This window comes from Bacillus sp. AFS098217 (assembly GCF_002551815.1).
Classification (GTDB): domain Bacteria; phylum Bacillota; class Bacilli; order Bacillales; family Bacillaceae_G; genus Bacillus_A.
Genome location: NZ_NVPR01000010.1, coordinates 1 through 21,011, shown reverse-complemented (window position 1 = coordinate 21,011; position 21,011 = coordinate 1). Strand labels below are relative to the sequence as shown.

The window sequence follows — 21,011 nt, the reverse complement described above, 5'->3', positions numbered from 1 at the left end:
CCATTTAATTTGATTTGTGACCATCCGTTTTCTGTATTTGTAACATCTAATTTATTACCATTTAATAATTTACCGACAACTTTTGATTCCGTAGTTGGGTTTTCGCGTACGTTTAGTACGTCTGTTGTTACAACAGTTTCTGCTTTAGCAGAAGTAGTGAAAATCCCAAGACCAAAAACTGCTGCTGTTGCTATACCAATTAATTTTTTCATGATAGCCTCCATTGCGTTTGTTTTCGTGTCCTCATTATAGCAACAGATTTTTTTGGAATTTGGGAAATCACACAATTACAAACCATTCGTAACAAACCATTAATGCTTTGTAATATAGCAAAAAATAATAGAAAGCGTTTTTCATTCCGTATTTTTAAGTAGTTTATATCGCATATCTACTATTTTTAATACAACAGTTTTTTTCGATAAAGATAAAAATATTACAGTGATGTTACAAAACGTTTACCGATAGATTGCATTCCTTGAGTATTTTATCGATTTATGCCTAAAATAGTTATATAAACATAAACATTTTGTTTGTGAATTTATAAATACGTACTATATCCTAACAAAACAACCGCATAATTGTTACAAAAAGAAAGGGCTGCAATGAATAAATTTGTCCTTTTTTACAACTGTAACACATCATTTTTTAGGGAAGCACATTCCCATCCGCATTTATCCCGCTTTAACGGACAGTAAAACCCCTAACTTCAAAATTCAGTGAAAGAGACAAAGAAGTTAAGTAGGGGATTAACTATCCGTAAGAGCCCAATTGGTGAAGGCTAATAATCAGTGATCACTGATTAAAGTTTCACTTTATCTCGCCCAATTTGGCAGCATGATTTTTACATTATACTTCGAGCGAGAAGATAAGCTGTTCATAAGAATTCTAATTGGTGAAGGTCCATTTTATAGAATTCGAAGAAAATCACTAATTATTTCATTATATCTGATTTAACACATTGGAATTATGGTTATTTTACACAAAAAAAGAAATCTACAAAGGGGGATTTGATGAGGAAACTGACGAAAACATTTATTGTCTCATTAACAGTATGTATTGCATTTACAATTTGGGGGATTATTCCCGAATCTATAATTGGAAAAGGGAGTTTGGGGAATGTAACCACTGCAATCCAAACTACACTAGTTAGTAAATTTGGGTGGTTCTATATTATTTCTGTTTCAATCTTTTTAGCAATTTCAATCTTTTTAATTGTTTCCAAATATGGTTCCATCCGTTTAGGAAAAGATGATGATGAACCTGATTATAGTTATATGACATGGTTTGCCATGCTGTTTAGTGCTGGTATGGGAATCGGTTTGATTTTCTGGGGTGTTGCCGAACCATTAAATCATTTATATACGCCGCCGTTTGGAGAAAGTGCAACCGAAGAGAGTGCACGCCTTGCACTTCGCTTTTCATTTTTCCACTGGGGATTACATCCGTGGGGCCTATATGCGCTTGTAGCTCTTTGTATTGCCTATTTCACGTTCCGAAAAGGGAAGCCAAGTACAATTAGCGCGACAGTAGGTTCTTTATTTAAAAGCGGTGAACATGGCCGTATTGCCCATACATTTGATGTGTTAGCTGTATTTGCCACAGTATTTGGTGTTGCGACTTCATTAGGGCTTGGGGCGCAACAAATTGCAGGTGGTGTTAGTTACTTAACGTCTATTCCAAACTCATTAACAACGCAGTTAGTTATTATAGCAATCGTAACGGTTCTTTATATGTTATCTGCGCAAACAGGGTTAGATAAAGGAATTAAGTATTTAAGTAATACAAATATTATTTTGGCATTTGCACTTATGGCAATTTTATTATTTGCAGGTCCCACAAACTTTATTATGAACTACTTTACTTCAACAATTGGATCTTACATTCAAGAGTTACCAAGTATGAGTTTCCGTTTAAGCCCGCTAAACGAGGATGGAAACCAATGGATTCAATCATGGACGATTTTCTATTGGGCATGGTGGATTGCGTGGTCTCCATTCGTTGGTACATTCATCGCCCGTGTATCGCGTGGACGTACGATTCGAGAATTCGTTATCGGTGTGTTACTTGTGCCGACATTAATCGGTGCGCTTTGGTTCTCTGTTTTTGGTGGAACAGCTATTCACATGGAGTTATTTGATGGAGCAAATATTCATGGGCAAATTAAAGAGATGGGTACAGAAGTAGGATTATTTGCTGTGCTAGATCATATGGGTAGTATAGGACCAGCTTTATCTGTTCTAGCTATTCTACTAATCTCAACATTCTTTATTACATCAGCAGATTCTGCGACATTTGTTCTAGGTATGTTAACGACGCATGGTAGTTTAAACCCACCAAATCGTATTAAAATGATTTGGGGGCTTGTCCTAGCGGCGGTAGCATCAATTCTACTATATGTCGGTGGACTGACGGCACTGCAAACAGCTTCGATTATCGCAGCATTCCCATTTGTGTTTGTTATCTTCTTTATGGTAGCTTCGTTATTTAAAGAGTTGCAAAAAGAGGTCCATCATCATAAATCACATAGATAGAAGAAAAGAGCTGATTGATTTAGAATCAGCTCTTTTTTAATAGGTAAGGAATCTTTATATTTTGACATTATCCGATATATTGTCAAAAGTAATTCATATTTTTGACAAAAAATTGTCGGAAATGTGTTGTCACTTTTATATATATGTGCTATATTATTTCTTGTAAGCGATTTCAAATGGTTTTTTAAGTGTATTTGAGGGGGACAACTAGAATAATGAAACGTTACGAAAGAAAGTGGAAGCATATTTGTTTGAAACGTGTGGCACATCGAAATGTCCAAGAAAGCACGGAACCAAAGACTCAGGTATCTAAAGAGCAACAAGAGAAGCAATTGGTTTTACAAAAATAGCAATCACTTTTTCGTATATAAATGAAAGTAGATCGTTCGTTGGGGGATGGACGTGAAATTACTTTCGGCTAAGGGGTATTGTCCGATATATAGATTTTAGTTCAAAAATAAGCACAGAGCATACGGCGCTCTGTGCTTATTTTTTAAACAAACGTTTGTTTAGTTTTAGTATTACTGCCTGTAAAAGCCCTATTGGTGCGGGCTAATAATCAGTGGGGAGGAAGAACCTCCGCTGATTCAAGTTTCAAATTATTAGAACATCATACCTGCAACTGCTGCGTTTAAGAAGTTCGCTAATGTACCAGCGATTACTGCTTTAATCCCTAGCTGTGCAATTTGCTGACGGCGAGAAGGAGCGAGTGTTCCTGTTACACCTAATTGAATTGCGATAGAAGAGAAGTTTGCAAAGCCACAGATTGCAAATGTTAAAATCATATTTGTTTTTGCAGAGAAGTCTGCCATGTGTGGTCCTAAGTTCCCATAAGCTACGAATTCGTTGATTGCAAGTTTTTGACCGATGAAACCAGCTGCTTGTACAGCTTCGCTTGGTGAAACACCGATTAAGATAGCGAATGGTGATAATAAGTAACCAAAGATTAAATCAAGGCTAAGTTTAATATGGAACCAAGAACCAATCCATCCTAATAGGCCGTTTAATACAGCGATTAATGCGATGAAAGCCATTAACATTGCTGCTACGTTAATAACAAGCTGCATTCCTTCAGAAGCGCCGCGTGCTGCTGCGTCGATGACGTTCGCATCTTCACGTTCTGTAGAAAGTTGTACATCATTATTTACTTCTTCTGTCTCTGGCATAATGATTTTTGCAATTAATAAGCTTGATGGTGCTGCCATAATTGCTGCTGCTAATAAATGCTCAAGCGGAATACCCATTGCTGCATAGCCGACAAGAACTGATCCGGCAACAGCTGTCATACCGCTTACCATAATAGTGAAGAATTCACTGTTTGTTAAACGTGCTAAGTACGGTTTAATTAAAATTGGTGCTTCTGTTTGTCCTAAGAAAACAGTTGTTACTGCATTTAAGCTTTCTGCTTTTGAAGTTCCAAGAAGTTTACTTAATGCACCACCAACGATACTAACGAATTTCTGCATAATACCAAAATAATATAAGATTGCTACTAATGAACTAATAAATACAATTGGAAGTAGTGCTTGAATGATGAAAACGAATCCCCAAGGACCTTTAGGATTTACTAAATCTCCAACAACGAATTTAATGCCCTCATAAGAAAAATTGATTAATCCTTGAACACCGTCAGCAGCGATTTTTAAGCCTGCTTTTCCAGCATCCCAACGTAACACGATAAATGAAAATGTAATTTGTAATGCTAGCGCGATTAAAATTGTGCGCCAATTAATAGCTCTGCGATTGGAAGATAGTAAGAAAGCAATTGCTAAAACTCCAATTACGCCGCCAATTCCCCATAAAAAATTCATGCAGTGTAAATCTCCTTTCTCATAGTAGAAAAGTATATGTAACAGATGTATATACTTCTGCAAAAATAACATCTTAAGTAACTTATCACAACGGACATCAGAGGTCAAACATCCATAAAAAAGTTTAAATAGAAAGAAAATTCCTCAAGAAAACACATATAAATCTTATGAGGTTAAAATAGGTTATGTTTTTTAGCGCGAATATATTCATTATTGTAACGTTGTAAATTGTTTGTATAAAATGTGATGTATGAAATAAGAGAAGAGAAACATATTTAAATTTATATAAATCTCTGCTATGTAGAATAAAAAGTAACCTACACTTGTTTGCTCTTTCTGTTTTTACTTCGCATGTGGCAGAAAAAGAAAAAGGCCCTGACCGTTTCTATGCATGGTCAGATGCTCTCTCTCATCTAAAAAGAGGGGGGGTATGTCGGTTTTTTAATTGATGTATATATATCCATTTTGATTTTCCAACATATAAGTCGCTGCTATGAAGAACAAAAAGTGACCTGCGCTCGTTCTCTCTTTGTTTTAACTTGGCGTGGGGCAGGAAGAGGGTCTGACCGCTTCTATGCATGGCTGGATGCTCTTTCCCATCTAAAAAGAAAGGGTTTATGTTGGTTCTTCAATTTGTATTTATATAGAAAGAGCTTTCTAGTAATCTAGAAAGCTCTAAAACTATAACTTAAGGTGCTTTTGTGTAGCCTAAGAAGTGACTCTTCCAATAAGAGTTATTTAATGAAGCTACTGCAACACCCTTATCTCCAGCTTGAATAAATGATCCACCGCCAAGGTAGATACCCATGTGAGAAGGACCAGACTTATAAGTATCTTTGAAATAGATTAAATCACCAGGTTCAGGATTTGAAGTTTGTGATAAGCTACTCCAATATCCTGCCACACTTTGACGGCTAATGTTATGACCAAATTTATTAAAGACGTGGAAAATGTAACCACTGCAGTCAACACCATTAGCAGAAGTACCACCCCATACATATGGTACACCTGCCATTGATTGTGCGTATGCAAGTATAGAAGAGGCATTTCCACTGTTGTTATTTGTATTATTATTTTGATTTTGATTATTATTGTTATCTGTTACGTTAGATGGTTTGCTAGGTTTATTATCTACAGCGCCACTAACTGGTGTTTTTGATAGGAAGCGAGTTCCGATATAGCCAGTTTGACCGTTGTAGTTAACTTTACTCCATCCGGAATTTTCAGAAATTACTTGCACCTTTTGACCTTGAGGAAGGGCACCGATGATTCTGTAATTTGTACCTTCGCCACTACGTACATTTAATGCAGATGCATTAATGTAGTATTCACCAACGGATCCTTGTGGTTGTTGTTCTTGCTCAGGTTGTTTTGGCTGTGAAGGTGCATCTGTGCCGCCTTTAACGAACTTTACAAATTCGCTACTTACATAACCAGTTTGTCCTTGATGGTTAACTTTAAACCAACCATTTTCAACACCGGTAACGTTTAATGTTTGACCATTTAATACGCCACCGATAACACTTTGGTATGTAGCTGGACCTGTACGAACGCGAAGAGATGTTGCGTTAACAACATAAGTACCGCCAGTTTGAACAGTTACATTCCCACTTTGATATTTTGGCTCTTCTTTGTTACCTTGAATGGTATTTTCGCCGGAGCCACCTTTTGTTACATAGTCCTTGCTAATATAAGCAGCTTGTCCTGCATAGTTAATTTTAAACCAATCTTGAACTTCTCCTACAACCTGTACAACTTGTCCTTTAGGAACGGAGCCTAAAGTTGTATGAGAAGTGCTAGGACCTGTACGAACACGAAGGGAAGATACATTGACTGTATAGTTTCCACTTGCTGGTTGTACAGCTGTGTTGTTATTGTTGTTATTATTTGTAGAGCTAGCGTTTGAAGAAGCACCGGATACAAATTCGCTACTTACGTAACCAGTTTGACCATTATGGTTAATTTTAAGCCAACCATTTTCTTGGCCAATTACGTTTAATGCTTGTCCTTCATATACACGTCCTACAATGGAACTGGAATTATTTGGGCTTGTGCGAACACGTAATACATCAGCAGTAACTTTGTTGTTTCCACCTGCACTTACGCTTGTTTTTGCAGCGCCATTTTTTGACACAAATTCGCCATTAACATAACCAGTTTGACCATTATGGTTAATTTTGAACCAACCATTTTCTTCTCCAATCACGTTTAGTGCTTGTCCTTCGTAAACACGAGAGATGATATCGTGAGAAGTACTAGACCCTGCGCGAACGAGCAATACGTCAGCAGTCACTTTGTAATTTGAATTGTTTTGTGATGCGGCTTGAATAGCTTGTGCAGCAGGCTTTTGTGCATTTTGTTCAGGTGCAGCTTGAACGTTATCAAGTGTCGGGGCTGCGCCTCCTGCTACAGACACTGCCGCAAGACCAGCAAGATATTTTTTCATGTTTGTCGATTCCTTTCTGTCTGTAATATAGTGATGAAATATTTACCAACTGTTAAAAATTCTAAAAGGCATGTCGATTACTGTCAAGTCTTATAAGGGAATCCGAATATGACAAAAAGGTTACAAAACAAAATCAAGGTGTGAATTACCACCTTGATTTTCACTAGAAATCCATATATTGAAAAATGATTAGAGTGAAACTATACGCATTTAAGATAATGAGATGTCAGAAACCGAAAAACTTTGTACAAATGATTTTTGTAGTAATTTTGTGGTTGGACCAACTTGACCGTTCAAAATAGCAATTCCATCAAGATGTGTCATAGGTAAAATCTCCACGGTTGTTCCTGTAAAAAAGCACTCGTCTGCATTATAAACATCACGAATACTAAATAGTTCTTCTTGCACAGGGATTTGTAGTTTATTGGCTAAAGATAGAATATACTGACGGATAATCCCGTTTAAGATTAAATGATTGGCGGGATGCGTATAAAGAGTACCGCTTTTTACAAGAAAGAAATTAGAGTGGCTCCCTTCTGTGACGATGCCATTACGAACGAGAAGTGCTTCTTTACAACCTTTACGTTCTGCTTTTGTATAAGCTAATACATTAGGTAATAAATTTAGTGATTTAATATCACAGCGAAGCCAGCGTGCATCAGGTTCTGATATAGCGCGTATCCCATATTCAATCCATAGGGCAGGTCGTTCTTTTTTTGATATATAGGCATAGATTGTTGGGGCTACATCAAAAGAAAATGCATGTGCACGAGCTTGGACCCCACGAGATACTTGTAAGTAGACTGTTCCGTCTTCATGAAAGTTATTATTTTCGAGTAATTTGTAGAGTAATGTAATGAGTTCAGCTTTGGAGAATGGAAGTGTTAATTCGATTTCGTCCATTGAGCGATATAATCTTGTTAAATGTGGATCTAATAAGTGCAGGTTTCCTTTATAGATACGAATGACTTCATAGACGCCATCACCAAATTGTAATCCCCGTTCTTCTAACTGTATGTACGTTTGTTTTTTATTTGTATCAATAACAGCATCATTCCATAATACAAATCTTTCGTATGTCAATTTACGTCCCATCCTTTCTTAATCGTTTGAATAGTGAGTCGTGATCAAAGTAAGGGTGCTACTATATCACTTACTAAAGTAAAAAATCCTTTTGGTTGTTGTTATGTAAATTCTTTTCATGATGCTATTTGTAGGTAGCAAAAAATGTGCTGGAAATAAAAAGGGGCTAGCCTGCAAGGATCAGATGAATAAGGGCCATCAGTGAAGGTGAAAATTTTTTTATTGTATTTTGCATATACAAATTCGAAAATGAGCAATAAGAATCCTGCTTTTTACGATAAAAAAAGCAACATTCAGCATGAATGTTGCATAAGGAGGGTAGCTATGTTTCATAGGGACATTGTCTTGTTAAAGGCTTGATGGATGACAAATCAGAACGTCCTTTAAAGACAATTCGTGTTACTTCCAGTAACACTAGAAAATTGTTAACAAAAGTTCCTAACATTCCCCAAAGGAAACTTTTCATAAAGTTTGAAATGAGAGACGGGGAATATATGCGACTTTGCTTATAAATTCAATTATAAAGATGTTTCATAAATTTTATGTAAATATTTAGTGAAGATTATGTAATTTTAACATCTTAGTATATAGTTCCAAATACTATGTTTAGGAAAGAGATGATGAATGAGGATGAAAAAAAGACGCCGGGATTACTCGGCGCCTTTTTTGTCTTCTTTAATAACGGTTTTTACTTCGCCAGTCTTGATTTTGTTGCTGTCAGAGAAGCGAAGTAAATCTCCCTCAATGAGTTTATCAGACATGTGCAGTTCATTTTGTGCACGGTCAATCATTGCTTGAGCTTCATCTTTTGGTACTTGTGCGACCTCGCCTGTTTCGCGATTATAGAATGTATTATTTGTGTACATATATTGTTCTGTTACAAAGCTTCCATCGCGAAGAACAACGAATGATTTATAATCTGGTGAGAATACATCATGACCGAAGTGAATGTCATTGCTTGAATCAACACCAAGTAAGTTTAGAATTGTAGGTTTAATATCAATTTCACCCGTTGGTTTTGAAATTGTTTTACCTTCTTTTTGACCTGGAACATGAATAAACATTGGTGTTTTTTGTAAGTTCATATGATCAAATGTTGTAATTTCTTCTTTGCCTAAGAACTGTGCCATTGCACGGTTATGATTTTCAGAAATACCATAGTGGTCACCGTAGAATACGATAACAGAGTTATCGTAAAGACCTTCTGCTTTTAGACGTTCAATAAAGTGTTTTAACGCTTCGTCTAAATAACGAGCTGTTACTACGTAACGGTCAAATACACCATCACCAGAGTTATAAGGTTCAATGAACTTTGTTCCCTCATCGTAATCAAATGGATAATGGTTTGTTAAAGTAAGGAAACGTGTATAGAACGGTTTCTTAATATTTTTTAACATATCCACTGATTGATCAAAATACTCAATATCTTTTAAACCCCACCCTAGTTTTGTTTCAGGTGTAATTTTATAATCTAATTCGTTAAAGTAACGATCGTAACCAAGTGCAGGGTACACGATGTTACGGTTCCAGAATGTTGCGTTGTTTGCATGGAATACAGCTGTGTAATATCCTTGCTGACGCAGAATTTCTGGGGTTGCTGTATATTCATTGTTACCGTGTGTAAAGAATACAGCACCACGGTCTAATGGGTATAGCGATGTATCTACTAAGAATTCAGCATCTGAAGTTTTTCCCTGTCCAGTTTGGTGGAAGAAGTTATTAAAGTAATAACTTTCTTTTGCAAATTGGTTTAAGAATGGTGTAACTTCTTGACCATTTACAGTTGCACCAATTAAGAATGTTTGTAGTGATTCAAGAGAAACGACAATTACGTTTTTCCCTTTGGCAACGCCAAACATATTTGGATCCGGTTTACTTTGATTTGTTTTTACATAGTTTTCTGTTTCTTGTAATTTGCTACCATCAGCAAATGCTTTTTGTGAACTTGATTTTGCTTGCAAGCCAAGGTCATATACTTGGTGTGTATATAAACCTAAGTTTTTTACGAGCATAACACGGTCAAATGAACGAGTTAATAGCTCTGGGCGCTCAGTTTCTGCAAGACCTAAGTTTGCGAAGAAAATAGCAATAGTTGAAACGAAATATAAAGAACGCATTGGACGTGATACACGTTCCGTTTTTGCGAAGTCTTTCTTTTTCTTTAATAGCACGAAGAAAAGAATAATATCGGCAAATGCAACGATGATTTTGTAGTTAAGTAGTTCTTTTACACTGGATCCTAGCTGTCCAAAGTTGGATGTTTGGAAAAGGACTGGTAAAGTAACGAAGTCATTGTAGAATCCATAGAACATTACGTTACCAACAAGAATGATTGTTAAAACACAATCAATTCCAAGTGCTATATAGTTCCGTTTCTTCCCTTTTGCGAATAATGCAAGACCCACAAACAGTAATGATGTCGCTAATGGACTAATGAATAAGATAAATTCTTGCATGAAAGATTCAAGTTTTAAATCAAAGCTCGTACGTGTAATAATGTAAGTTTTCAGCCATACAGCCAAAGCAACGAACAGAGTAAAACGTACATTATGAAATTGTGATTTTAAAGATTCCTTCATCCATTCCACCCTTTCTCTATCAGGCTTGGTCGATTTTGGAGCGAAAAATGCTAAAATAAAAAATACATAGTTTTCTTTGCAATGAGTAGAGTTTTTGATATTCACCCATGTACGACTTTAACTATGCATACCCTTTTGGTTTCTTTTGTTGGTTCATAAGTATAACGTCATCTCTGTATTATACAACAAAATTCAGTTCTGAGAAACACTATAACATTTTACATCTTTTTGTATTTTTTAATTGTTACTGCCAGAGAAAACTTTAACATTGGTTTATATGCTCGTCAACTAGAAAATATAACAAAGATAAAGGGGAATGTTAAGCAGAATTCAGTATTTTATATTAAGAAATATAGGTAGAAAGTATGATGTAATCCGCTAGGAAACTATTATTATGAGGGAACATGGTTATATAAATCCATTTTAATTTTTCAATATACAAGTCGCTGCTATGCAGAATAAAACATGACCTGCACTTGTATTCTCCCTTTGTTTTCATCCTTATATGTGGTAGGAAAAGGCCCTGACGGTCAGATGCTCTCGTCCATCTAAAAAAGGGGGGATGTCGGTTTTTTAACTTGTATCTATATGGAAAATATACGAACGCTTGTTCTTTCGTTTGTTATCTGTTAAAATGAAATTCCATTGGTAAGCTATGTGTATATTTGATGAACTTTTTCTTAAATAACGAAGCTAGTTTTTTAGAAGATATATCTGTTTTTTTGATAATGAAAAAAAGTATGGGGGCTGTTTATATGGAGCGGAAATTTTCAGTCGAAGCGTTTTGGAAGAAAGTAAAACATGTAGCAAAACAAGCAGGACAGTCGGTTATTTATGCGAGTTTATTACTGTTTTATGTGTTGCAAAGGCCAGATGTTCCTAAACGGGTAAAGGCAACAATCATCGGAGCGCTTGCTTACTTTATTGCACCAATTGATGCGATTCCAGATTTTATAGCTGGGATTGGTTATACGGATGATTTAGGCGCATTAACGGCTGCATTATTGCAAGCATCTATGCATGTAAATGAAGATGTGAAGGAAAAAGCACAGATGAAATTAGCGGATTGGTTTGGTTCGGATATAGATACATCGTTTATCGATCAAAAATTAGATCAATAGGTGAGAACTGTCATAGACTGACAGTACGAACATAAGCGAGGAAGTGCACTATGCCATCAGGAAAAACACATACGAAAATAAACTTACTTTCCCTGCCGATTGTTTTGTTTATGCTTGTTTCATATGGACTAACAAATTTTGATTTTCTATTAACTTTTGGGATTGGATTTTTAATTGGTACGTTTTTTTTAACACCGGATTTAGATACTCATAGTAATGCCTATAATAAATGGGGATTACTTCGGATCTTTTGGTATCCGTATCAATGTGTGATGCCTCATCGTTCTTTTTTAACGCATACGATTGTAATAGGTGACCTTATTCGTATCTTGTATATGCTACTAGTCTTTTCTCCATTTCTATACATATTAAATGAAACAGTATTAGACGGAAAGCTAGTAGAAATGGCAAAAGAGCACGATGTATCATTAGTGACATTTGTAATGGGAGTTATTGCTGCAAGCGCACTTCATATTATAGCGGATCAATTGAATACACGTCGTAAAAGAATTATGCGAAGAAAAAAGAAAAGACGAAGAAGATAAAGCACTTGCGAATTGCGAGTGCTCTTTTAGTGTTTCAAGGTTGATTACAACGTTTAATCAAACGTTTGTTTAAGCAGAGGAAGGTTGTGGTGATAGCTTTTCTGAAAATAAATCAAACGTTTGTTTAAAAAAAGTTATTTTATTATTCATAAATAGAAAATGGATAAATAAGCAGAAATTCGGTTTAAAATAATAAAATTTTCAAAAAATATCCCCAAAAAGGAAATGATATGGTAAAGTATAAATATAGTGATATGAAAACGTTTTCCTTGGACGTTTTTTATTTTAGACTGAAAGGTATGATGACCGGATAGTCTATTGATATGGTTATGAGGATTTTAAAACAGGGGATTACAGAAAGGGAGAGGGACAATGAACACATGGACGCAAGTTTACGATCCGTTCGGTAACATTTGGGTTTCCGCAGCGGTCGCACTTATTCCAATTATCTTTTTTTTCTTGGCTTTAGCAGTTTTTCGCATGAAGGGGCATGTGGCAGGATTTATTACAGTGGTATTAACAATTTTAGTTGCAATATTTGCATATAAAATGCCGTTTACAATGGCAATGGCAGCAACTGGATATGGTTTTTTATACGGGTTATGGCCAATTGCATGGATTATTATCATGTCGGTATTCTTATATAAAATTTCTGTAAAAACAGGACAGTTTGACGTAATTCGTGCATCTGTATTATCAATTACGAATGATCACCGTCTACTCGTTATCTTAATTGGCTTCTCATTTGGAGCGTTTCTGGAGGGGGCAGCAGGATTTGGTGCACCAGTAGCAATTACTGCTGCACTTCTTGCGGGTCTAGGTTTAAATCCTTTATATGCGGCTGGGCTTTGCTTAATTGCTAATACAGCACCAGTAGCATTTGGAGCGATGGGGATTCCGATTACAGTTGCGGGGCAAGTAACAGGTATTGATCCGCATAAAATCGGGCAAATGGCTGGGCATCAATTACCATTCTTATCAATGTTTGTTCCGTTCTTTATCGTATTTTTAATGGATGGCTTCAAAGGAGTAAAACAAACGTGGCCTGCATTATTTGTAGCTGGCGGTTCCTTTGCTATTACACAATTTATTACAGCAACATTTTTAGGGCCAGAGCTTCCGGATATTACATCAGCGCTTGTCAGCTTAGTATGTTTAGCGTTATTCCTGAAAGTGTGGCAACCGAAAGAAATCTACCAATCTAATCAAGAAAATGCTGAAGTGGCAGCAACGACTGCATCTATGCCAAGATTAACAGCGGGAAAAGTCGTAAAGGCTTGGTCACCATTTATCATTTTAACGATTATGGTAGTTATTTGGAGTCAGAAATTCTTTAAATCTTTATTTGCTCCAGGCGGGGCTCTAGAAAGTCTTGTCTTTAAGTTTGAAATTCCAGGTTTGCACAATCTAGTAATGAAGGCAGAACCGATTGTAAATAAACCAACGCCTTATGAGGCAATATTAAAGTTGGATGTTATATCGGCGACTGGAACAGCAATTTTAATTGCTTGTATCATTTCAATATTTGTGTTGAAAATGAGTGCAAAACAAGCAGTTGAAACGTTTAAAGAAACCTTACAAGAATTAAAGATGCCGATTTTATCTATCGGTCTTGTATTAGGATTTGCATTTATTGCAAACTATTCTGGTTTATCATCGACACTAGCATTAGCATTGGCGGCAACAGGTGGATTATTCCCATTCTTCTCACCGTTCCTTGGCTGGCTAGGCGTATTCCTAACAGGATCGGATACATCAGCAAACGCATTATTCTCTAATCTACAGGCAATTACAGCGCAACAAGTTGGTGTAAAAGAAGTATTGCTTGTTGCGGCTAATACAACAGGTGGTGTAACGGGTAAAATGATTTCTCCGCAATCGATTGCGATTGCGTGTGCAGCAGTAGGACTTGCTGGAAAAGAATCTGACTTATTCCGATTTACATTAAAGCATAGTCTATTCTTCGTAACCATTGTTGGTATTATGACATATGTACAAGCTTATTATTTAACGTGGATGATACCGTAAGCAATAGTCATCAATTTAACACAAACAAGCCAGGTGCTGAAAGCACCTGGCTTGTTTCATAACCCTAGCTCGATGGTTACGCACGGCATGAGAGACTATTCATCCCCGATCAAGGTTTCAATTTATCAACTGTTCGAGAAGGCGTATCGACTAGCAGACAAAAAACGACATATAAAAATACAATTCATTTCTTTGCATTTTTCTGATTATCGTGTATGATGGGAAAGTATTGAAAATTAAATCAGTGATAAACTAGGGGTGCCTAAGTGATGCTTAGGCTGAGAGAGAAGCGCGATAACTTCTTAACCCTTTGGACCTGATCTGGCTCGTACCAGCGTAGGGAAGTTAACGGCTTTACATAACAATGTCTTTATGAGCCAGGTCCTTATTTTACTATGGACCTGGCTCTTTTTATTTTGGCATGCGCTGGTCACAAGTTTTGTTCTCGTCCTTGTCACAAGAAAAGCGGAACCGACTGTTTAGCCCTGACGACTAAAGTTCTTCCACACAGAAAGTGATTTTTACTTTCTTGTGTGGAAGGTTTTTAGACGCGAAGGGCTAGGAGGTGAAGCTGAATCCAAGAAAAGCGGAACCGATCATTACGATTGGGTGAAGTGCAAATCAAGATACTTGAAACTGCTTAGGAGCCGACTCGCGGTTCTGAGCAAAGATGGTTTCTTGAAATGATAAAGGGGAGGAAACACAAATTATGAAGCAATCTGTTTCAGCTGAGCAAATTGAATTGAAGTCGAGTTTACCGGGGAGTAAGAAAGTCTATATTGATGGCCCGCGTGAAGGTATGAAAGTACCGATGCGTGAGATTGAACAAAGTGAAACAAATGGTGTACCAAATCCACCAATTCGTGTTTATGATACAAGTGGTCCATACACAGATCCTGCGTACAAAGTTGAGCTAGAAAAAGGAATTCCAGCGCCGCGCCATGCTTGGATTGTTGAGCGCGGGGATGTGGAAGCATATGAAGGGCGCGAAATGAAACCAGAAGATGATGGTGTGAAGGTGGCATCTCAGCATACACCAGTCTTCCCGCAAATGGATCGCAAGCCGCTTAGGGCAAAGAAAGGTGCAAATGTAACGCAAATGCACTATGCACGTAACGGTATTATTACATCTGAGATGGAGTATGTTGCGATTCGGGAAGGGGTAGAACCAGAATTTGTTCGTAAGGAGATTGCTGAAGGACGCGCGATCTTGCCAGCAAACATTAACCACCCAGAAGCAGAACCGATGATTATTGGACGCAATTTCCATGTGAAAGTTAATGCGAATATCGGAAACTCTGCTGTATCTTCTTCTATTGCGGAAGAAGTAGAAAAGATGACTTGGGCAACACGCTGGGGTGCGGATACTATTATGGATTTATCAACGGGAAAAAATATTCATACAACGCGTGAATGGATTATTCGTAACGCGCCTGTACCAGTTGGAACAGTGCCAATTTATCAGGCGTTAGAAAAGGTAAATGGGATTGCTGAAGATTTAACGTGGGAAGTATATCGTGATACGTTAATTGAACAAGCAGAGCAAGGCGTGGATTACTTTACAATTCATGCTGGTGTACTACTTCGTTACATTCCAATGACAGCAAAGCGTATGACAGGGATTGTTTCACGGGGCGGCTCGATTATGGCGCAGTGGTGTTTATACCATCATAAAGAAAACTTCCTATATACTCACTTTGAAGAAATTTGTGAAATTATGAAACAATACGATGTTTCCTTCTCTCTTGGAGATGGATTACGTCCGGGTTCGATTGCAGATGCAAATGATGAAGCACAATTCTCTGAGCTTGAAACACTTGGTGAGTTAACAAAAATTGCTTGGAAGCATGATGTGCAAGTAATGATTGAGGGACCAGGACATGTACCGATGCATTTAATTAAAGAGAATATGGAGAAAGAAATTGATATTTGCCAAGGTGCACCGTTCTATACACTCGGACCTTTAACAACAGATATCGCACCAGGATATGACCATATTACCTCTGCAATTGGTGCAGCAATGATCGGCTGGTTTGGTACTGCAATGCTTTGCTATGTAACGCCGAAAGAGCATTTAGGATTACCAAACAAGGATGATGTTCGCGAAGGAGTTATTACGTATAAAATCGCAGCTCATGCAGCTGATCTTGCAAAAGGGCATAAAACAGCGCAACAACGTGATGATGCACTTTCAAAAGCTCGCTTTGAATTCCGTTGGCGCGATCAATTTAACTTATCTTTAGATCCTGAACGTGCAATGGATTTCCACGATGAAACATTACCAGCAGAAGGAGCAAAAACAGCTCATTTCTGTTCCATGTGTGGTCCGAAGTTCTGCAGTATGAGAATTTCACACGACATTCGTGAATATGCAAAAGAAAATGATTTAGAAACAACGGAAGCAATGGAAAAAGGTATGGAGGAGAAAGCTAGAGAATTTAAAGAAGCTGGTAGTCACTTATATCGATAAATAGAGTATACGATTTTGAACACCTCTTTACTTCATTGATCACATGTACTTAACTTAAATATAGAAGCCCCCTTCGCTAAGACGGTAGCAGAGGGGGCTATTATTATTTCTCCTTTAAGAACGTTCGATCTTTTAAGAATAAATTCCAGAAGAAGATAAAGCCTGGAAGCAAGATTGCGATACCAATCGCATAGAGAATAAGCAAGGCGTAAAAAGTTTCTTTCGTTGTAAAACTTGTAGATACAGTGACATCTGGATAAATGATATATGGTAGATGTGCAACGCCATAAGCGTAGCTTGCAAATGCATATTGTGCAACAACTGCTAAAACAGCGATTCGCGGCCAGCCGAGTGAATCGTATTTTTTATTTGTCCACCAAAGGGAAGAGTATCCGATGACAAATAAAATAATGGAGACTGTAAACCAAGGAAATTGTTTAATTAATCCTTGCATGAGCCAGTGCGTTTCTGGGTCCATAACAACAAGGGCGATAATTGCTGTAACGAGTGTTGCTGGACCGAGTATGATGGCATTACGTCTATAAAGACGATACGTATCCTCTGAGCGTTGTTCTCTTGCAAAATCAGCTAAAAAAAGAGAGGACAGGAATAGCTCAGAAGTTAATCCGAATAACATATAACAATAAATTACAGGGCTTGAAAGAAGCTTTCCGTATAATAGAGCTTCTTTGCCTCCAGAAGTCGTAATATAGGCGCCTTCTGTTACGGGTAAAACCGTAATTAGCAAGGCGGGAATTAAAAGCCCAGTAATACCAGAAATAACGCGCATGGTATGTTCATATTTTGGTACGGAATAGGCAAACACCATAAATGTACTACGAATGGCGACGAGAACTAAAATTAATGTCACAGGTACGAACATGACCGTTGCAAGGGTGAAAGTCGCTTTTGGAAAGAAACCAAGAAATGCAACAACAACAAAAACAAGGAACGTATTAGTGACTTCCCAAGTGGGTGATAAGTAACGGTTGGCAAGCTTTCCAGCAAGTGTTGGATGCTTGGCGTATACCATGCCCCAAAAACCAGCTCCGAAGTCAATGGAGCCTAACATGCTATATACGAAGATAAGAGCCCATAAGATGATAATCGCAATACTTGCTTCATGCACGAGAATCTCCTCCTTGCTGCTTTAAATCATTTTGTAATGGATGTCTTCTAAAGAATGTCCGTAGTACGAAAATCGTTAAAGCGCCTAGTCCAATATACAAAATGACGAATACTACAAATAAAGGTCCGACAAAATCAGCGCGTGTGGCCGAATCGATTGTGCGCTGCATTCCATAAATTGTCCAAGGTTGACGACCGCTACAACTGAAAATCCATCCGCATTCAATACCGAACATCATAATCGGTCCACATGCAGCAGTTCCCCATAGTAGCCACTTCGGCAATTCTGCTCCTTTTTTTCGATAAATAAAGTACCAATAGAGAAGAGCAATTGTTGCAACAGCAAAGGTAAATGTGGCTGTACCGACCATTAAATCAAAGAATGTGTGGGTATAAAATGGTGGCCATGTTTCTTGTGGAAATGCATTTAACCCTGTTACAACGGTGTTAGGGTCTAATCCAACTAGTAAGCTGAGCATATTGGGAATTTCCAGGGCATAGTTTAATTCATGGGTTACAGGATCCACCAATCCACCAATCGCTAGAGAAGCGTGGGATTTCGTATCAAATAATGCCTCCGCTGCCGCTAATTTTTCTGGAGAATGCTCATGTAAAGCAATTGCGGATTCATGGCCGGAGATCCACATCGTTGCACCGGTAATAAATGTGACGACAAGCCCTAAAAATAATCCTTTTTTATGATAAGCAATTTCCCGTGCGCTTGTATTTCGTTTTAATAATTTAAATCCAGCGATAGAAGCGATGACAGCCGCTCCGGTTGCATAAGCAGTGATTACAACGTGAAAGGAGCTTGTGAAAAAGCTCGGATTAAAGAATGCTTTCCATGGATCAACGTTAAAAACGGAACCGTCTGGATGCATAGAAAAGCCCGCAGGTGTGTTCATCCATGTATTTGCTGAAGTGATTAACACAGCGGATGCAGTAGCACCGAGCATAACGAAAAAGAGAGATACGAGTCTCATAAATGGAGGTAATTTATCGGCTGCATATACATAAATAGACATAAATAACGCTTCTAAGAAGAAGGCAAAAATCTCAATTTGAAAGGGTACAGAAATTACCTGACCGACAATTTTGGCGAACCCGGGCCAAAGAAGTGAAATTTGTACACCGACAATTGTTCCAGTTGGAATTGCAACGCCGAGAAGGATGGCGAAAGCCTTTGTCCATCTTTTTGCCATGACGGCATAATCTGAATCTTTTTTCCAGTGATATAATACTTCGCTTATAAAAATCATTAAAGATAGTCCGATTCCAAGTGTTGCGAAAATAATGTGGAATGCTAATGATGAACCGAAGAAAGCCCGTGACAAAGTAACAGTATCCATAATTCTACTCCTTTTCATTTTTACCATTATTTTCTGATCGAATTGGAAAATTTATTCAAAAAGATGCCAAAAATATATATGTATTTTAAAAAGTGAATATGGTATTATGATTCTGAAATATTCAGAAAAGCTCAAAAAAAGAACGGGAAAATATTTCGTTTGTGTTTTAGAGCAAAATCTTTTATAATTTTTATGCGAACGTGGGTTCTGTTTAGGGTGTGGCTGAAACTAACAGAATGAGGAAGTTCATGTGAAATGGAGGGGATGTTTTATGTATCCTGAAGTCATTAACAAAATGGCATTTTCAAAAGAGCATAAAGATTTGTTATTAAAGTTATACAATAAAGAAATTACGCGGCGTGAATATGATCGTCTTGTGCAATCGCTATATAAGCCTACAAAAGAAGCGTGTGAGGGATAGAGAGTAAAGAAGACAATCGAAATCGATTGTCTTTTTTTATGTGTGTGTATGCTCTTGTGGTGTTGTTTGGATCACAAGTTATATTTTGCATAAAGAAGCTGTCCAAAAAGTCTTTTTGGACAGCTTCTTTACTTTTTACTTCTTAATAGAGGTCGTAATGGTACAAGCGTCGGCCATTTTAATACAGGTGTGGGAGAAGGCCCTGTAATCCACGTATGGAATGGGAGGATGCTACATATAACCATTGTGATGATAGAGAGTGTTGCCGTCAAAAGAAAAAGTAATAGACTATATAGAATTGTATTTGCTTGAATTGTAAATAGAGATAGTAATTTCGTAATGAGTTGTAAAAAGAAATAGTGTGCTAAATAGGCCCCATATGTGTAGTTTCCGATAAAACGTAATGTTTTATATAAGGCCCCTCGCCGCTGTACGATCATCATAGAAAGTACGTATAGTATTAAAATTTCACATACAATGTACAGAAACATGGATGGCTTTAAATAGGTAGATACAGTAAGGTGAATCGAATTTACACCATAGAAGCTAAATAGTTCATAGTTGATAAATAAGAAGAGAATAAAAAATAAGATTGTTATAAGTGGTATGTGTTTCGTTACAAATAAACGCCAAGCTTTTAACGCTACAGCCGCAATTCCTCCCATGACGAAGTAGAATGAATAGAAGAGGAAGGAACGATCTGTATAGTGTAAAATGGCGGAAGTTGTTAGTTGTTCGCCATTAAAAATATAGTGAGAAGAATACCACATTAAGAGAAAATATATGATGGCGAAAATGGTCATATATCTATATGTATCGTGCTGATTATGTGTGCGTCTTTGAAACCAATAGAATAAAGTACATAGCAGGGGGAACAGTAAATGAATTTGGAACATCATGATGACATACCAAAGGTGAGGGGCAGCTGTTCCGAGCAATAGGTTCTTTATCCCACCGTGCCATGTAACGACTTGATTTGTTGTAAATAAGTAAAGAATAGACCAAAGGAAGTAAGGAGCAAGTAAGTGTGCTGTTTTTTCATAGATGTATTCTTTATAGACAATTTGTTTTGTATATTGCCGAATTAAATGAAATCCAACAATAAAGATGAATGCAGGTGCTGAAAATTTTGCGAGATTAAATAGCATTCCCATAATGAGAGATTGCTCTAATACGATATTTCCTTGATTCATTGTATATAGTAAGGAACTTTGCAAAACAACGGCAAGAAAAGCGATACTTTGCAAAACCTTAAATTCTGGGGCGCTTTGTGTCATGTCTTCCATCTCCTTTTCCATACATGATTATAGTACGAAGGCGTGAAAAGGGCTGTGGAAACTTTGTGAAATTTATAACAAATGTATAAAATGGTGTGTTGGTAGAGTAGATGGAGACAAAAATAAAAAAGCAAAGAGGAGGCCAGGTAGTTAGCTTCTTCTTTGCTTTGTTCTCGGTAAATTTAGGGATTATTAACCACGATCAGGTGGTGGTGGATCCAT

At 37.3% G+C, this 21,011-nt stretch carries 15 protein-coding genes and 1 riboswitch; of the genes, 7 read left to right on the top strand and 8 right to left on the bottom strand.

Annotated elements, in window-relative coordinates:
• Window positions 1-224 (bottom strand): SH3 domain-containing protein (locus COO03_RS02200; RefSeq protein ID WP_142316231.1); only part of this gene is annotated, 224 nt, incomplete at its 3' end.
• A gap of 786 nt (window positions 225-1,010) precedes the next feature.
• Between COO03_RS02200 and opuD the strand changes: the two genes are divergently transcribed.
• A complete protein-coding gene (gene opuD / locus COO03_RS02190; protein ID WP_097894844.1) occupies window positions 1,011-2,531 on the top strand; it encodes a glycine betaine transporter OpuD in 1,521 nt (506 codons plus the stop codon).
• A gap of 215 nt (window positions 2,532-2,746) precedes the next feature.
• Complete coding sequence (locus tag COO03_RS27385; RefSeq protein WP_097894843.1) at window positions 2,747-2,881, top strand: hypothetical protein; 135 nt, start codon at window positions 2,747-2,749, stop codon at window positions 2,879-2,881.
• Between the two features lie 252 nt (window positions 2,882-3,133).
• On the opposite strand, the gene COO03_RS02180 is transcribed toward COO03_RS27385, so the two are convergent.
• From COO03_RS02180 to COO03_RS02160, 4 genes are all read right to left on the bottom strand, one after another.
• Window positions 3,134-4,342, bottom strand: coding sequence for a NupC/NupG family nucleoside CNT transporter (locus COO03_RS02180; protein ID WP_097894842.1), 1,209 nt, complete (start codon window positions 4,340-4,342; stop codon window positions 3,134-3,136).
• Between the two features lie 688 nt (window positions 4,343-5,030).
• A complete protein-coding gene (locus COO03_RS02170; protein WP_097894840.1) occupies window positions 5,031-6,788 on the bottom strand; it encodes a C40 family peptidase in 1,758 nt (585 codons plus the stop codon).
• Window positions 6,789-6,998: 210 nt separating this feature from the next.
• Window positions 6,999-7,883: a D-amino-acid transaminase gene (locus tag COO03_RS02165; RefSeq protein WP_097894839.1), complete on the bottom strand. Its 885-nt coding sequence runs from the start codon at window positions 7,881-7,883 to the stop codon at window positions 6,999-7,001.
• A gap of 638 nt (window positions 7,884-8,521) precedes the next feature.
• Complete coding sequence (locus COO03_RS02160; RefSeq protein WP_097894838.1) at window positions 8,522-10,450, bottom strand: LTA synthase family protein; 1,929 nt, start codon at window positions 10,448-10,450, stop codon at window positions 8,522-8,524.
• A gap of 755 nt (window positions 10,451-11,205) precedes the next feature.
• Between COO03_RS02160 and COO03_RS02155 the strand changes: the two genes are divergently transcribed.
• From COO03_RS02155 to thiC, 4 genes are all read left to right on the top strand, one after another.
• The gene (locus tag COO03_RS02155) at window positions 11,206-11,571 is read left to right on the top strand and encodes a YkvA family protein (protein WP_097894837.1); all 366 of its coding nucleotides are present in this window, start codon (window positions 11,206-11,208) and stop codon (window positions 11,569-11,571) included.
• A 50-nt stretch (window positions 11,572-11,621) separates the two neighbouring features.
• Window positions 11,622-12,116 carry a metal-binding protein gene (locus tag COO03_RS02150; protein ID WP_097894836.1) on the top strand — a complete coding sequence of 165 codons (495 nt, stop codon included), beginning with the start codon at window positions 11,622-11,624 and terminating at the stop codon, window positions 12,114-12,116.
• A 372-nt stretch (window positions 12,117-12,488) separates the two neighbouring features.
• A complete protein-coding gene (locus COO03_RS02145; RefSeq protein ID WP_097894835.1) occupies window positions 12,489-14,144 on the top strand; it encodes a lactate permease LctP family transporter in 1,656 nt (551 codons plus the stop codon).
• A 244-nt stretch (window positions 14,145-14,388) separates the two neighbouring features.
• Window positions 14,389-14,504: riboswitch (TPP riboswitch) on the top strand.
• A 349-nt stretch (window positions 14,505-14,853) separates the two neighbouring features.
• Window positions 14,854-16,614, top strand: coding sequence for a phosphomethylpyrimidine synthase ThiC (gene thiC / locus COO03_RS02140; protein WP_097894834.1), 1,761 nt, complete (start codon window positions 14,854-14,856; stop codon window positions 16,612-16,614).
• A gap of 103 nt (window positions 16,615-16,717) precedes the next feature.
• On the opposite strand, the gene COO03_RS02135 is transcribed toward thiC, so the two are convergent.
• Both COO03_RS02135 and COO03_RS02130 read right to left on the bottom strand, forming a co-directional pair.
• Entirely contained in the window at window positions 16,718-17,743 is a 1,026-nt protein-coding gene (locus COO03_RS02135; protein WP_097894833.1) for a cytochrome d ubiquinol oxidase subunit II, read from the bottom strand.
• Complete coding sequence (locus COO03_RS02130; RefSeq protein ID WP_097894832.1) at window positions 17,736-19,091, bottom strand: cytochrome ubiquinol oxidase subunit I; 1,356 nt, start codon at window positions 19,089-19,091, stop codon at window positions 17,736-17,738. Before COO03_RS02130 ends, COO03_RS02135 begins: the two co-directional genes overlap by 8 nt.
• Window positions 19,092-19,362: 271 nt before the next feature.
• On the opposite strand from COO03_RS02130, the gene COO03_RS26800 reads away from it, so the two are divergent.
• Window positions 19,363-19,512: a hypothetical protein gene (locus COO03_RS26800; protein ID WP_097894831.1), complete on the top strand. Its 150-nt coding sequence runs from the start codon at window positions 19,363-19,365 to the stop codon at window positions 19,510-19,512.
• Window positions 19,513-19,640: 128 nt separating this feature from the next.
• Here the strand turns inward: COO03_RS26800 and COO03_RS02120 are convergent, their stop codons facing one another.
• Window positions 19,641-20,789, bottom strand: a complete 1,149-nt coding sequence (locus tag COO03_RS02120; RefSeq protein WP_097894830.1) for an acyltransferase — start codon at window positions 20,787-20,789, stop codon at window positions 19,641-19,643.
• Between the last annotated feature and the right edge of the window lie 222 nt (window positions 20,790-21,011).

Excerpts from the sequence above, each read along its gene's own strand:
- opuD (WP_097894844.1), top strand. The coding sequence starts at position 1,011 with ATGAGGAAACTGACGAAAACATTTATTGTCTCATTAACAGTATGTATT.
- COO03_RS27385 (WP_097894843.1), top strand. The coding sequence starts at position 2,747 with ATGAAACGTTACGAAAGAAAGTGGAAGCATATTTGTTTGAAACGTGTG.
- COO03_RS02180 (WP_097894842.1), bottom strand. The coding sequence starts at position 4,342 with ATGAATTTTTTATGGGGAATTGGCGGCGTAATTGGAGTTTTAGCAATT.
- COO03_RS02170 (WP_097894840.1), bottom strand. The coding sequence starts at position 6,788 with ATGAAAAAATATCTTGCTGGTCTTGCGGCAGTGTCTGTAGCAGGAGGC.
- COO03_RS02165 (WP_097894839.1), bottom strand. The coding sequence starts at position 7,883 with ATGGGACGTAAATTGACATACGAAAGATTTGTATTATGGAATGATGCT.
- COO03_RS02160 (WP_097894838.1), bottom strand. The coding sequence starts at position 10,450 with ATGAAGGAATCTTTAAAATCACAATTTCATAATGTACGTTTTACTCTG.
- COO03_RS02155 (WP_097894837.1), top strand. The coding sequence starts at position 11,206 with ATGGAGCGGAAATTTTCAGTCGAAGCGTTTTGGAAGAAAGTAAAACAT.
- COO03_RS02150 (WP_097894836.1), top strand. The coding sequence starts at position 11,622 with ATGCCATCAGGAAAAACACATACGAAAATAAACTTACTTTCCCTGCCG.
- COO03_RS02145 (WP_097894835.1), top strand. The coding sequence starts at position 12,489 with ATGAACACATGGACGCAAGTTTACGATCCGTTCGGTAACATTTGGGTT.
- thiC (WP_097894834.1), top strand. The coding sequence starts at position 14,854 with ATGAAGCAATCTGTTTCAGCTGAGCAAATTGAATTGAAGTCGAGTTTA.
- COO03_RS02130 (WP_097894832.1), bottom strand. The coding sequence starts at position 19,091 with ATGGATACTGTTACTTTGTCACGGGCTTTCTTCGGTTCATCATTAGCA.
- COO03_RS26800 (WP_097894831.1), top strand. The coding sequence starts at position 19,363 with ATGTATCCTGAAGTCATTAACAAAATGGCATTTTCAAAAGAGCATAAA.
- COO03_RS02120 (WP_097894830.1), bottom strand. The coding sequence starts at position 20,789 with ATGACACAAAGCGCCCCAGAATTTAAGGTTTTGCAAAGTATCGCTTTT.